The 12866-nt window shown below is 54.4% G+C and carries 9 protein-coding genes and 1 tRNA gene; all 10 read right to left on the bottom strand.

The annotated features are described in order from the left end of the window. Positions 1-153: 153 nt before the first annotated feature. Positions 154-4527: a DNA-directed RNA polymerase subunit beta' gene (gene rpoC / locus H6B30_RS08380; RefSeq protein WP_205109520.1), complete on the bottom strand. Its 4374-nt coding sequence runs from the start codon at positions 4525-4527 to the stop codon at positions 154-156. Between the two features lie 40 nt (positions 4528-4567). Beyond that, positions 4568-8380 carry a DNA-directed RNA polymerase subunit beta gene (gene rpoB, locus H6B30_RS08375; RefSeq protein ID WP_205109518.1) on the bottom strand — a complete coding sequence of 1271 codons (3813 nt, stop codon included), beginning with the start codon at positions 8378-8380 and terminating at the stop codon, positions 4568-4570. Positions 8381-8504: 124 nt separating this feature from the next. Further along, the gene (rplL, locus tag H6B30_RS08370; RefSeq protein WP_205109516.1) at positions 8505-8885 is read right to left on the bottom strand and encodes a 50S ribosomal protein L7/L12; all 381 of its coding nucleotides are present in this window, start codon (positions 8883-8885) and stop codon (positions 8505-8507) included. A gap of 50 nt (positions 8886-8935) precedes the next feature. Next, a complete protein-coding gene (gene rplJ / locus H6B30_RS08365; RefSeq protein WP_205109514.1) occupies positions 8936-9454 on the bottom strand; it encodes a 50S ribosomal protein L10 in 519 nt (172 codons plus the stop codon). A 20-nt stretch (positions 9455-9474) separates the two neighbouring features. Further along, positions 9475-10167 carry a 50S ribosomal protein L1 gene (gene rplA / locus H6B30_RS08360; RefSeq protein WP_205109512.1) on the bottom strand — a complete coding sequence of 231 codons (693 nt, stop codon included), beginning with the start codon at positions 10165-10167 and terminating at the stop codon, positions 9475-9477. Positions 10168-10188: 21 nt separating this feature from the next. Then, the gene (gene rplK / locus H6B30_RS08355) at positions 10189-10629 is read right to left on the bottom strand and encodes a 50S ribosomal protein L11 (RefSeq protein WP_205109510.1); all 441 of its coding nucleotides are present in this window, start codon (positions 10627-10629) and stop codon (positions 10189-10191) included. A 94-nt stretch (positions 10630-10723) separates the two neighbouring features. Continuing rightward, positions 10724-11269, bottom strand: a complete 546-nt coding sequence (gene nusG / locus H6B30_RS08350) for a transcription termination/antitermination protein NusG (RefSeq protein WP_205109508.1) — start codon at positions 11267-11269, stop codon at positions 10724-10726. 23 nt (positions 11270-11292) lie between these two features. Continuing rightward, entirely contained in the window at positions 11293-11484 is a 192-nt protein-coding gene (gene secE / locus H6B30_RS08345; RefSeq protein WP_205109506.1) for a preprotein translocase subunit SecE, read from the bottom strand. A gap of 18 nt (positions 11485-11502) precedes the next feature. Continuing rightward, positions 11503-11575, bottom strand: a tRNA-Trp gene (locus H6B30_RS08340). Positions 11576-11631: 56 nt separating this feature from the next. Continuing rightward, complete coding sequence (gene tuf, locus H6B30_RS08335; RefSeq protein WP_205109504.1) at positions 11632-12828, bottom strand: elongation factor Tu; 1197 nt, start codon at positions 12826-12828, stop codon at positions 11632-11634. Positions 12829-12866: the final 38 nt, after the last annotated feature.

Here is a 12866-nt window from a genome sequence, read left to right as displayed (position 1 = left end):
AGCCCCCGGCAACAGCCCAAAACCGACAGGGACGGCCGAGGGCCAGGCATAAACAAAAAAAGGCAAGCCGCAACCATATCGGTGGTTGCGGCTTGCCAATGGTATGCCTCAGGACGGGAAGCGGTGGCCTCCCGCTTGAAAGAATTCTATATGTCAGGCCTCCTGCGACCCTGTGGCCACGGCCTCGGCAGGCTTCTCCTCGGCAGCTGCGGGCTCGCTCTCTTCGTCGCCGAAGTCGAGCACGTTTTTGCGGTTGGCCTGCATGCGGTCGTATTCCTCCTTGGAACCGACGATGAGCTTCTCAAACTCGCGAAGGCCTGTGCCGGCAGGTATGAGGTGACCGCAGATGACGTTCTCCTTCATTCCTTCCAGATAGTCGACCTTGCCGCGGATGGCTGCCTCATTGAGCACCTTGGTCGTCTCCTGGAACGAAGCGGCCGACATGAAGCTCTTGGTTTGCAGGGCGGCACGGGTGATGCCCTGGAGTATCTGGGTAGACGTTGCCGGGACGGCATCACGCACCTGAACGAGCTTGAGGTCGCGGCGCTTGAGCATTGAGTTCTCGTCGCGCAGCTTGCGCACGGTGACAATCTGGCCCTTCTGCAGGTTGTCGCTGTCGCCGGCGTCGGTAACCACCTTCTTGCCCCAGATGCGGTCGTTCTCCTCTGCGAAGTCGAGCTTGTCGACAATCTCCTGCTCGAGGAACGACGTGTCGCCCGGGTCGTTGATTTGCACCTTGCGCATCATCTGGCGCACAATGATCTCGAAGTGCTTGTCGTTTATCTTCACACCTTGCAGGCGGTAAACGTCCTGCACCTCGTTGACGATGTACTCCTGCACGGCCGTCGGGCCCTTGATGGCCAGGATGTCGGCCGGGGTGACAACGCCGTCGGACAGCGGTGTGCCGGCACGCACGGCATCGTGCTCCTGAACCAGAATCTGCTTGGAGAGCGACACGAGGTACTTGCGCTGCTCGCCGGTCTTGGATGTAACGATAATCTCGCGGTTGCCACGCTTTACCTTGCCCATGGTGACCTCGCCGTCGATTTCGCTGACAACGGCCGGGTTGGACGGGTTGCGGGCCTCGAAGAGCTCGGTGACACGGGGAAGACCTCCGGTGATGTCACCGGCCTTGCCCACGGCACGAGGTATCTTGACGAGGGTCTCACCGGTCTTTACGGTCTGTCCGTCCTCAACCACCACGTGGCCTCCCACAGGGAAGTTGTAGGTGCCGACCTTGTCGCCGTTGGCATCGATGATGTCGCAGGTTGGAACCTTCGACTTGTCTTTCGACTCGGTGATAATCTTCTCGGTGAGTCCGGTGGTCTCGTCGGTCTCGGCACGGTAAGTAACACCCTCGATGACGTCGTTGAACTTAAGCGTACCGGCGTACTCGGTGACAATCACGGCGTTGAACGGGTCCCACTGGGCAATCTTCTCGCCCTTGGCCACGATGTCGCCCGTCTTGTGGTAGAGTGACGAACCGTAGGGCACGTTCATCGTAGAGAGCACTATCTTGGTGTTGGGGTCTACGAAGCGAACCTCACCCAGACGGCTGACCACCATCTCACACTTGCGCCCGTCTTCATCGAACGGCACCGTGCGCAACTCCTCGAACTCCAGACGGCTGTCGTTCTTGGCGAAGATGGCGGCGTTGGCAGCGGCGTTGGCAGCCACACCACCGGCGTGGAACGTACGCAGCGTAAGCTGAGTACCGGGCTCACCGATGGCCTGTGCGGCTATGACGCCTACAGCCTCGCCCTTCTGCACCATGCGGCGTGTGGCCAGGTTGCGGCCGTAGCACTTCATGCAGACGCCGTGCTTGCTCTCGCAAGTGAGCACCGAACGAATCTCGACGCTCTCGATGGGCGAGTCTTCAATCTTCTGGGCAACGGCCTCAGTAATCTCCTCGCCGGCAGCCACGATGAGCTCGCCAGTGGTGGGATGTATGATGTCGTGCACAGACACACGGCCGAGTATGCGCTCGTAGAGGGTTGATATCACCTCGTCGCCGTTTTTCAATGCGGTGCATACGAGTCCGCGTAGTGTGCCGCAGTCTTCCTCGGTGATGATGACATCGTGAGACACGTCGACCAGACGGCGTGTGAGGTATCCGGCGTCGGCCGTCTTCATGGCGGTGTCGGCAAGACCCTTGCGCGCACCGTGGGTAGAGATGAAGTACTCGAGCACCGACATTCCCTCCTTGAAGTTGGAGAGGATAGGGTTCTCAATAATCTGTGCGCCCTCGGCACCGGCCTTCTGGGGCTTGGCCATAAGTCCGCGCATACCCGAAAGCTGGCGTATCTGGTCCTTAGAACCACGGGCACCCGAGTCGAGCATCATGAACACGGCGTTGAAGCCCTGGTCGGCCTCGGTCATCTCCTTCATGAGCACGTTGCCCAGGTCGTTGTTGATGTGGGTCCAGGTGTCGATGACCTGGTTGTAACGCTCGGTGTCGGTGATGAATCCCATGTTGTAGTTCTCGGTGATCTGGCGCACCTCTTCGTTGCCCTTCTCCACAAGTGCTGCCTTTTCTGGCGGTATGATGATATCGTCGAGGTTGAACGACAGTCCGGCGAGGTAGGCCATGCGGTAACCGAGGTTCTTGATACCGTCGAGGAACTCGCACGCCTCGGCGAATCCCACGGTCTTGATGACGTCGGCGATGATGTCGCGGAGGCTCTTCTTCGAGATGACCTTGTTGACATAACCAACCTCCTCGGGAATGATGCCGTTGACAATGACACGGCCGACAGACGTCTCAACCATCCTGTCGACGAGCTTCCCGCCCTCGTCAAGGTCTTTGACAACGACCTTCACCTGGGCGTGCAAGTCACACTTGCCCTCGTTGTGGGCAATGATGGCCTCCTCGGGGCCGTAGAACGTAAGGCCCTCGCCCTTGGCTCCGGGACGTATCTTTGTGATGTAATAAAGTCCGAGCACCATGTCCTGCGACGGCACGGTGATAGGTGCGCCGTTGGCAGGGTTGAGTATGTTGTGGCTCTGGAGCATCAGTATCTGTGCCTCGAGTATGGCCTCGTTGCTCAGCGGGAGGTGGACAGCCATCTGGTCGCCGTCGAAGTCGGCGTTGAACGCCGTACAGGCGAGCGGGTGGAGCTGTATGGCCTTGCCCTCAATGAGCTTTGGCTGGAAGGCCTGTATGCCAAGACGGTGAAGCGTAGGGGCTCGGTTGAGGAGCACGGGGTGACCCTTCATCACATTTTCGAGAATGTCCCAGATAACCGGTTCGCGGCGGTCGACAATCTTCTTTGCGCTCTTTACGGTCTTCACTATGCCGCGCTCTATGAGCTTGCGTATGATGAACGGCTTGTAGAGCTCGGCAGCCATCAGCTTAGGCAAGCCGCACTCGCCCATCTTGAGCTCGGGGCCTACGACGATTACCGAACGGGCAGAGTAGTCGACACGCTTACCGAGAAGGTTCTGGCGGAAACGTCCCTGCTTGCCCTTGAGTGAATCGGAAAGCGACTTCAGCGGGCGGTTGCTGTCGCTCTTTACGGCACTGCTCTTGCGCGAGTTGTCAAAAAGGCTGTCGACGGCCTCCTGAAGCATACGCTTCTCGTTGCGGAGGATGACCTCGGGAGCCTTGATCTCGATGAGTCGCTTCAGTCGGTTGTTACGTATGATGACACGACGGTAGAGGTCGTTGAGGTCGGACGTGGCGAAACGGCCACCGTCGAGCGGCACCAGCGGACGCAGCTCGGGCGGGATGACGGGTATGATCTTCATTATCATCCACTCGGGGCGGTTGATGTTCTTGCTGCCACGGAAAGCCTCGACCACCTGCAGGCGCTTGAGGGCCTCGTTCTTGCGCTGCACCGAAGAGTCGCTGTTGGCGCGGTCGCGGAGCTCATAGGATAGAGAGTCGAGGTCTATGCGCACGAGCAGGTCGTAGATGGCCTCGGCACCCATCTTGGCAATGAACTTGTTGGGGTCGCTGTCGTCGAGGTAGTCGTTCTCGGGCGAGATGTGGTTGTCGAGCAAGTCGTTGTACTCTTCCTCGGAGAGCAGGTCGAACTTGTTTGAGCCAAGCAAGTCGTTGCCCTCAGAGTCTTTCTTGCCGGCCAGCAAGCCCGGCTGTATGACCACATAACGCTCATAATATATGATGGCATCGAGCTTCTTGGTAGGCAAGCCGAGCAGGTAGCCAATCTTGTTGGGCAGCGAGCGGAAATACCAGATGTGGGCCACGGGAACCACCAGCTCGATGTGGCCGGTGCGCTCGCGGCGCACTTTCTTCTCCGTAACCTCGACGCCACAACGGTCGCAGACAATGCCCTTGTAACGTATGCGCTTGTATTTGCCGCAGGCACACTCGTAGTCCTTGGTTGGGCCGAAGATGCGCTCGCAGAACAGTCCGTCGCGCTCGGGCTTGTAGGTGCGGTAGTTGATGGTCTCAGGCTTGGTAACCTCGCCGAAAGAGCTCTCCAGTATCTCCTCGGGAGAAGCCAGTCCGATGGTTATCTTGGTGAAATTACTCTTTATCTTGGAATCTTTCTTGAAAGCCATATTTACTTTTTTGTATGTTGTTATGTAAAGAGTTACTTGTTTAATCGAGAGTGACGCTAAGGCCAAGACCCTTCAACTCGTGCAAGAGCACGTTGAGCGACTCTGGTATGCCCGGCGTAGGCATGGGCTCGCCTTTGACGATGGCTTCGTAAGCCTTGCTTCGCCCTACGACGTCGTCAGACTTGATGGTAAGAATCTCTTGCAGGACATGGCTGGCGCCGAATGCCTCGAGAGCCCAGACCTCCATCTCTCCGAAACGCTGGCCACCGAACTGTGCCTTACCTCCGAGCGGCTGCTGGGTGATGAGCGAGTACGGGCCGATGGAGCGCGCGTGCATCTTGTCTTCCACCATGTGGCCGAGCTTCAGGAAGTATGTTATTCCCACTGTAGCCGGCTGGTCGAACTGCTCGCCTGTCTCACCGTCGTAGAGGTGGGTGGAGCACAAGTGGGGCAGGCCGGCCTTGTCGGTCCACTCTGCCAGGTCGTCGAGCTTGGCACCATCGAAGATCGGGGTTGCGAACTTGACGCCGAGACGCTTGCCGGCAGCACCGAGGATGGCCTCGAAAATCTGGCCGAGGTTCATACGCGAAGGCACACCCAGCGGATTGAGCACGAGGTCGACAGGACGGCCGTCCTCAAGGAACGGCATGTCTTCCTGGCGAACCACCTTCGACACGATGCCCTTGTTACCGTGGCGTCCGGCCAGCTTGTCGCCTACGCCAATCTTGCGCTTCTTGGCCACATAGACCTTGGCCATCTGGAGTATGCCCGAAGGCAGCTCGTCGCCAATGGTTATGGCAAACTTCTTGCGCTTCATCTCGGCATCAAGCAGCTTGTACTTCTTCATGAAGTTGATGATGAGCTTGCCTATGAGCTCGTTCTTGTGCTCGTCGTTGGTCCAGTTGCTTATCTGGATGTCGCCGTACTCAAGGTTCTTGAGGTTGGTGACTGTAAACTTGCTGCCCTTGGTAATTATCTCGGCACCGGTGTAGTCTTTGATGCCCTGCGATGTCTTGCCTTCGGTGAGGGTGAGCAACTTGTCGACGAGAATGTCCTTCAGGTCGTCGACCTTTGCCTCATACTCCTCGTCAATCTTTGCCAGCAGAACCTTGTCTTGCTGCTTGGTCTGGCGTGTCTTGATGGCACGGGCAAAGAGTTTCTTGTCGATGACGACACCCGTGAGCGACGGGTTGGCCTTGAGCGACGAGTCTTTCACATCGCCGGCCTTGTCGCCGAAAATGGCGCGGAGCAACTTCTCCTCGGGCGACGGGTCGCTCTCGCCCTTAGGCGAAATCTTGCCGATGAGGATGTCGCCCGGCTCGACACGCGCTCCGACGCGTATGATTCCGTTGTCGTCGAGGTCTTTTGTGGCCTCCTCGCTGACATTGGGGATGTCGCTTGTAAATTCCTCAACGCCACGCTTCGTCTCACGGACGTCGAGCGAATACTCGTCTACGTGGACAGAGGTGAGCACGTCCTCGCGCACGATGCGCTCGTTGAGCACGATGGCGTCCTCGTAGTTGTAACCCTTCCACGGCATGTATGCCACAAGCAGGTTGCGGCCCAACGCGAGCTCACCGTTCTCTGTGGCATAGCCCTCGGTAAGGATGTCGCCTTTCTTCACGCGCTGTCCCTTGTCGCAGATAGGACGCAGGTCGATGGTCATGTTCTGGTTGGTGCGGCGGAACTTCGGTATGCGGTATTCCTTCAATGCCGGCTCGAAGCTCACAAACTCCTCGTCTTCCGTACGGTCGTAGAGTATGCGTATGGTGGTGGCGTCGACATACTCGACTACGCCATCGCCCTCGGCGGTAATCATCGTACGGGAGTTCTCGCACACCTGCTTCTCGATGCCGGTACCCACGATAGGGGCCTCGTTGTGGAGCAAGGGCACTGCCTGGCGCATCATGTTAGAACCCATGAGTGCACGGTGGGCGTCGTCGTGCTCGAGGAAGGGGATGAGCGATGCGGCGATAGAGGCTATCTGCTGCGGCGACACATCCATGAGGTCTACCTGCTCGGGCGGCACTACGGGGAAGTCGGCGTCCTGACGGCACTTCACCACGTCGCGGATAAACGTGCCATCATCATTCAGCGGGGCATTGCCCTGGCCTATGATGTGGTTCTCTTCTTCCTCGGCCGTGAGATAAACAACGTCTTCGTTCTTGAGGTCGGCCACGCCATTCTCTACCTTGCGGTAAGGTGTCTCTATGAAGCCGAGCTCGTTGATCTTGGCGTAGACGCAAAGTGAAGAGATAAGTCCGATGTTCGGGCCTTCAGGGCTTTCGATAGGACACAGGCGGCCGTAGTGGGTGTAGTGTACGTCACGTACCTCAAAGCCTGCACGCTCACGCGACAAACCGCCGGGGCCAAGGGCAGACAGGCGGCGCTTGTGGGTTACCTCTGCAAGCGGGTTGGTCTGGTCCATGAACTGCGACAGGGGGTTGGTGCCGAAGAACGAGTTGATGACGCTAGATATTGTCTTGGCATTGATAAGGTCGGTCGGGGTGAACACCTCGTTGTCGCGAACGTTCATGCGCTCCCTGATGGTGCGGCTCATACGGGCCAAGCCAATGGAGAACTGGTTGCTCAGCTGCTCACCAACGGTGCGCACACGGCGGTTTGACAGGTGGTCGATATCGTCAACCGTGGCCTTCGAGTTGATAAGCTGTATAAGGTATTTGATAATTTCAATTATGTCTTCCTTCGTCAGCACACGCACGCTCATGTCGGTGTCGAGGCCGAGCTTGCGGTTGATGCGGTAGCGGCCCACGTCGCCGAGGTCGTAACGCTTGTCGGAGAAGAACAGGTTCTGGATGACTTCACGCGCACTGGCATCATCGGCCGGGTCGGCATTGCGCAACTGGCGGTAGATGTAAAGCACTGCTTCCTTCTCAGAGTTGCTGGGGTCTTTCTGGAGGGTATTGAAGATAATGGAGTAATCCTGGGCAACGGTCTCGTCCTTGTGCACGAGTATCGTCTGGGCTCCGCTCTCAAGAATCTCGAGCATATTGTCTTCGGTGATTTCTGTCTCACGCTCCATGATGACCTCATTACGCTCAATGGAAACGACCTCGCCGGTGTCCTCGTCAACGAAGTCCTCGTTCCAGCTCTTCAGCACGCGGGCTGCGAGCTTGGAGCCGATGGCCTTCTTGAGGTTGGCCTTGTTGACCTTTATCTCTTCTGCCAGGTCGAATATCTGGAGAATGTCCTTGTCGGTCTCGAAGCCTATGGCACGCAGCAAAGTAGTAACAGGCAACTTCTTCTTACGGTCAATGTAAGCGTACATCACATTGTTGATGTCGGTGGCAAACTCTATCCACGAACCCTTGAAAGGAATGATACGGGCAGAATAAAGCAATGTGCCGTTGGCATGCACGCTCTGGCCGAAGAACACGCCCGGCGAACGGTGCAGCTGTGACACGACAACGCGCTCGGCTCCGTTGATGACAAACGTTCCGTTGTCTGTCATGTAAGGGATGGGACCGAGGAACACGTCTTGAATCACCGTGCCGAAGTCCTCGTGGTCGGGGTCAGTGCAATACAGTTTCAGCTTAGCCTTCAAAGGTACGCTATAAGTCAGGCCGCGCTCCAGGCACTCATCAATGGTGTAACGGGGCGGGTCGATATAGTAATCCAGGAACTCAAGAACGAAGTTGTTGCGCGTGTCTGTAATAGGGAAATTCTCGGAGAACACCTTATACAGGCCGTCATTCTTGCGTTCCTCAGGCGGAGTGTCCAACTGTAGGAAGTCCTTGAAGGACTTTAATTGCACATCGAGAAAATCCGGGAACGGCATCGGATTCTTCACGCTGCCAAAGTTGATTCTGTTATCTACTAATTTTGAAGCCATAAATAATGATTAATCTTGATTGGACTAACGCGTCCTATTAGTCGGGTTTGTCTTTATAAGACACAAAAGGTTAAGAATCTCCTACTTAGAGATTCTTAACCATAAATTATCGTAGTAAGCAAAATTACTTGAGCTCAACAACAGCGCCGGCTGCCTCGATGGTCTTCTTCAGGTTCTCGGCCTCGTCCTTAGCCAGACCTTCCTTCAGAGTAGAAGGAGCACCGTCTACGAGATCCTTAGCTTCCTTCAGACCAAGGCCGCAAGCCTCCTTGACAGCCTTAACAACCTGCAGCTTGGCAGCGCCTACCTCTTTCAACACTACGTCGAAAGAAGTCTTCTCCTCAGCTGCCTCAGCAGCACCACCTGCAGCAGGACCAGCAGCAACAGCAACAGCTGCAGCGGCGGGCTCAATTCCATACTCGTCCTTCAGGACTGTTGCCAACTCATTAACTTCTTTTACTGTAAGGTTTACCAACTCTTCAGCAATAGCTTTGATATCTGCCATTTTATTCTAAAATTTATTGTTTTTTTAATGTTTATTTATGACTTTGTGGGTTATTCAGGACGCTCGCCTAAAGTCTTCAGCACACCGTGTATGGTGTTTGCGCCTGATTGCAGAGCTGAAACAACGTTCTTTGCAGGAGACTGCAGCAAAGCAACAACCTCTGCGATGAGCTCGTTCTTGCTCTTGAGAGATGCCAGCTCTTCAAGCTTGTCGGCACCTACGAAGAAGCTCTCCTCAGCATAAGCGCCCTTGAGCGAAGGAACGCCTTCCTTTGTGTACTCCTTGAGCAACTTTGCAGGCATATTTGCCGTGTTGGTAAACATAACGGCAGTGGTGCCCTTAAGGCAGCCATAAAGCGGCTCGTAGTTAATGTCTGAATTCTCGAAGGCCTTGTGCAGAAGGGTGTTCTTCACAACAACCATCTTGATTTCATTCTTGAAACACTTGCGGCGGAGTGCGCTTGTCTTCTCGGCATTCATTCCGGTTGTGTCAACCAGATAGAAATGAGGATACGACTTGAGCTTCTCTCCAAGTTCTACGATGATAGTATCTTTTGCTTCCTTTTTCATTTCATTAAACTTTTAACGAGTTACTCAACTGATTTAGGATCAACCTTGATACCCTTGCTCATAGTGCTTGAGATAAAGATACTCTTGATGTACGTACCCTTTGCAGCAGAAGGCTTGAGCTTGATGATAGTCTGAACGAATTCCTTAGCGTTCTCATACAGCTTGTCTGACGGGAAAGACACCTTGCCAATCGAAGCGTGTACGATGCCGGCCTTGTCGACCTTGAAATCTATCTTACCAGCCTTCACCTCCTTGACAGCCTTGGCTACATCCATGGTCACAGTGCCGCTCTTGGGGTTAGGCATCAAGCCACGGGGACCGAGCACACGGCCCAGAGGTCCGATCTTGCCCATGCAAGAAGGCATTGTGATGATGACATCAACGTCAGTCCATCCGCCCTTTATCTTCTCGATATACTCATCGAGACCAACATAGTCGGCACCGGCTTCCTTAGCAGCAGCCTCGGCGTCAGGGGTGCAGAGACAAAGCACGCGCACGGTCTTACCAGTACCGTTCGGCAGCGTAACGACGCCGCGAACCATCTGGTTGGCCTTGCGGGGATCCACGCCCAAGCGAATGTCGATGTCACAAGATGCATCGAACTTAGTTGTGGTTATATCCTTAACGAGCTCTGTAGCTTCCTTCAAAGAATAAGCCTTCCCTGCTTCAACCTTATCAGCCACCAACTTTTGATTTTTTGTCAGTTTACTCATTGTCCTAATTGAAGTTATAAGTTATTTACCAGGGAAGTCCCCTTCAACGGTGATACCCATGCTTCGTGCCGTACCGGCAACAAGCTTCATAGCGGCCTCGACCGTAAAGCAGTTCAAGTCGTTCATCTTGTCCTCGGCGATGGCCTTTACCTGCTCCCATGTCACGGTGGCTACTTTCTTGCGGTTAGGCTGGGCAGAACCAGACTTTACCTTGGCAGCCTCTTTCAGCTGAACGGCTGCAGGAGGAGTCTTGATGATGAAACTGAATGACTTGTCAGTGTAGTAGGTGATAACGACAGGAAGAATCTTGCCTGCCTTATCCTGGGTCCTGGCGTTGAACTCCTTGCAGAATCCCATAATGTTGATTCCCTTTGAACCGAGAGCCGGTCCTACTGGAGGTGAGGGATTCGCAGCGCCACCTTTAATCTGCAATTTGATTAATCCAGCAACTTCTTTAGCCATTTCTAATAATGATTTATTGATTGGGTATAAGCATTGCGGGGCAAGCCCGCTCTGCCATGTATAAAGAACTCAGCGTACCGTAACAATATACGCCTTATTCTTTCTCGACTTGCATAAAACCAAGTTCCAACGGGGTTTTACGCCCGAAGATCTTGACCATGACCTTCAGCTTGCGCTTTTCGGCGTTCACCTCTTCGATGACGCCGCTGAAGCCGCTGAAAGGCCCTTCCGTCACTTTCACTGTCTCGTCGACGCTATAGGGTATGTTGAGCTCAACATTCTCGATAGCGGTCTCCTCGGCATTTCCAAGGATACGGTTCACATCAGCCTGTCGGAGTGGAGTCGGATTATCCAGACCACCGAGGAAGCCCAAAACGTTTGGCATGAATCGCAAGGTGTGAGCCACCTCGCCCTGAAGGTTTGCCTCAACGAGCACATAGCCCGGAAGGAACAGTTTCTCCTTGATGACTCGCTTGCCATTACGAAGCATTGCATACTTCTCAGTGGGCAGCAAAACCTGCCCAACATGAGACGACAATGTCTCATCATGCTTTATTGCAGCCTCAAGATACTCCTTTACCTTTGCCTCCTTCCCACTGACGGCACGCAGGACATACCATTTCATTCCAGTTTCAGACATCTCGGATAAATCAAAATAAATGATTAATTTGGATAAATAGAACTCATGACAAACTTAAAGACCAAATCCATGACCCACACCATAAGCGCAATGACAAGGGAAGCAGATAAAACAACCACTGCGCTATGTGTAAGCTCTGAACGGCTTGGCCAAGTAGTCTTATGCGCAAGTTCGTCGTAGCATGCTTTACAATAGTTTACAAATCTCTTCAACATGACGTTTTTTCTTTTTAGCACGGGATGAGAGGCTCGAACTCCCGACACCTGGTTTTGGAGACCAGTGCTCTACCAACTGAGCTAATCCCGTAAAATAGGTTCCCGTCAGTTGCCCAGCGGGAACCCCTGTATATTTTTAGATTACGATTAATCCTCGATAATCTCGGTAATCTGACCGGCACCTACTGTACGGCCACCCTCGCGGATAGCGAAGCGCAGACCAACGTTCAGGGCCACAGCGTAGATGAGCTCAACGGTGATGGTTACGTTATCACCAGGCATTACCATCTCTACGCCCTCGGGGAGTGTGATCTCACCGGTGCAGTCCATGGTGCGGAGATAGAACTGAGGACGATACTTGTTGCCGAACGGAGTGTGACGGCCACCTTCCTCTTTCTTCAGAACATAAATCTGAGCCTTGAACTTCTTGTAAGGCTTGATCTGTCCCGGATGGCAGAGAACCATACCGCGCTTGATCTCCTTCTTGTCGATACCGCGGAGCAGCAGACCTACGTTGTCGCCGGCCTCACCCTCGTCAAGGAGCTTGCGGAACATCTCAACGCCGGTAACAACCGACTTCTTGTCCTCGCCAAGACCAAGCAGCTCAACCTCGTCGCCAACCTTAATCTTACCTGTCTCGATACGACCTGTAGCAACAGTACCACGGCCAGTGATTGAGAACACGTCCTCAACAGGCATCAAGAAAGGCTTGTCGGTGTCGCGCGGAGGAAGTGGAATCCACTCGTCAACAGCCTTCATAAGCTCAAGAATCTTGTCCTCCCACTTTGCAACGCCGTTCAGGGCACCAAGAGCAGAGCCACGGATGATAGGAGTGTTGTCGCCATCATACTCGTACTGGTCGAGCAGTTCGCGCATTTCCATCTCAACGAGCTCAAGCATCTCTTCGTCCTCAACCATGTCGCACTTGTTCAGGAATACAACCAAGCGGGGAACGTTCACCTGACGGGCGAGCAGCACGTGCTCACGTGTCTGAGGCATAGGACCGTCGGTAGCAGCAACTACGATGATTGCACCATCCATCTGGGCAGCACCAGTAACCATGTTCTTCACATAGTCAGCGTGGCCCGGGCAGTCTACGTGAGCATAGTGACGTGTCTCAGTCTCATACTCTACGTGAGAAGTATTGATAGTGATACCACGCTCCTTCTCCTCAGGTGCGTTGTCAATCTGATCGAAAGACTTAACCTTGTCTGCGTTGCCGGCTATCTTCTCTGCGAGCACCTTGGTGATGGCGGCAGTCAGAGTAGTCTTGCCGTGGTCAACGTGACCAATTGTACCAATGTTAACATGCGGTTTGGTACGGACGAATGTCTCTTTAGCCATAGCTTTTCTTGTTTATTTTACTTTAATGAATAATTCTG

Source organism: Marseilla massiliensis (genome assembly GCF_016899955.1).
GTDB lineage: Bacteria > Bacteroidota > Bacteroidia > Bacteroidales > Bacteroidaceae > Prevotella > Prevotella intestinigallinarum.
Note: the sequence above shows the minus strand (reverse complement) of the source record. Positions and strands in the feature narration are given on the sequence as shown.